Source organism: Oleiphilus sp. HI0086, from assembly GCF_001635225.1.
The window spans coordinates 1-1,404 of the sequence record NZ_LWFZ01001118.1 but is presented as its reverse complement, the minus strand read 5'-3'; the positions used below and the strand labels follow the sequence as shown (position 1 = coordinate 1,404).

Annotated in this window: 2 protein-coding genes; both read right to left on the bottom strand. The window is 43.0% G+C overall.

Going from position 1 to position 1,404, the window contains the following annotated elements; genetic code table 11:
- On the bottom strand, window positions 1-1,141 hold a 1,141-nt coding region (glmU, locus tag A3756_RS19830; RefSeq protein ID WP_068554410.1), incomplete at its 3' end, for a bifunctional UDP-N-acetylglucosamine diphosphorylase/glucosamine-1-phosphate N-acetyltransferase GlmU.
- Window positions 1,142-1,261: 120 nt separating this feature from the next.
- Window positions 1,262-1,396 carry an ATP synthase delta/epsilon chain alpha-helix domain-containing protein gene (locus A3756_RS19825; protein ID WP_368664603.1) on the bottom strand — a complete coding sequence of 45 codons (135 nt, stop codon included), beginning with the start codon at window positions 1,394-1,396 and terminating at the stop codon, window positions 1,262-1,264.
- Window positions 1,397-1,404 lie beyond the last annotated feature (8 nt).

Sequence of the window (1,404 nt, the reverse complement as noted above, 5' to 3'; positions counted from 1 at the left end):
TAATTGTACCTGCACCCACGTTAACATTTTTGCCTAAGGTTGCGTCACCAACATAGCTAAGATGGTTAATCTTACTACCTTCACCAACGGTCGTCTTCTTGGTCTCAACAAAGTTACCGACTTTCGCTTTAGTTTTTAAACTCGTTCCGGGTCTCAGTCTTGCAAACGGGCCCACATTACAGGCGCTTGCCACAAAGCTATCTTCGATAATTGAATTAGCATGTATCGTGGTACCAGCACCGATTGTTGAATTTTTGATAATGCAGTTTGGTGCAATGCTGACATCCTCACCAAGTACGACATGCCCTTCGAAAATACAATTAAGATCGATAGTGACATCTTGGCCGCATTCTAATTCACCGCGCACGTCTAAACGATTTGGATCATAGATGGTGACACCTTGAAGCATTAGCTGTTCCGATATCATGCTTTGGTGCCAGCACTCTAATTCACATAGTTGCAGGCGATTATTCACGCCTTGAACTTCCTGCTCAAAACTTGGCTGATGGCTTTCAACTCGCAAGCCATTTGCTACGGCGATCTCGATAATATCAGTTAAGTAGTACTCGCCTTGTGCATTGCTGTTACCAAGTGTCGGAATAAACTTATGCAACACTGAAGCCTGTAGAGCAAGTATTCCGGTATTAACTTCCGGAATCATTAATTCTTCTTCTGAAGCATCTTTTTGTTCTACGATGGCTTCAATATCGCCATCTGCGTTCCGAACGATTCGACCATAGCCCGTTGGGTTTTCAAGGTCGACTGTCAATAAGCCAAGCTGCTTCTCATTAACTAAAGCCGTTAATTGAGACAATGTTGCCTGACTGGTTAAGGGCACGTCTCCGTATAGTATTAGTACTTGCGCGTCTTCTGGAATGTGGTCGATTGCTTGTGCTACCGCATGGCCCGTACCTAGCTGCTCAGCTTGTAAGCACCAGTTTACATCTTCTTTAATTGTGTCTTTTACCTGATCAGCACCGTGACCGATAACAATATGTATACCTTCAGCATCTAACTTATTCGCTGTATCCAACACATGCTGTAGCATTGGCTTTCCCGCTACAGGGTGCAAAACTTTTGGTAATTTAGACTTCATTCGAGAACCTTGCCCAGCTGCAAGGATAACCACATGTAAACTCATAATCGTTTTTCCTAAACTTTTTCTACTACAATCGTTTGATTATAGACACTCCATATGACATAAAAGAAAAAAGGCAGCTAAATAGCTGCCTTTTTTCTTTATTTTACGAATTACTGCTCATTAATGCTTATTTCTCATTCGCTGAATCACGCGTAGTCGCGCTGATGCTTCAGCTAGTTGAGATGCTGCTCGAGAGTAATCAAAATCGCCGCTCTGATTCGCCAGCTCTCTTTCTGCTTCTTTCTTAGCTTCCAGAGCTGCTG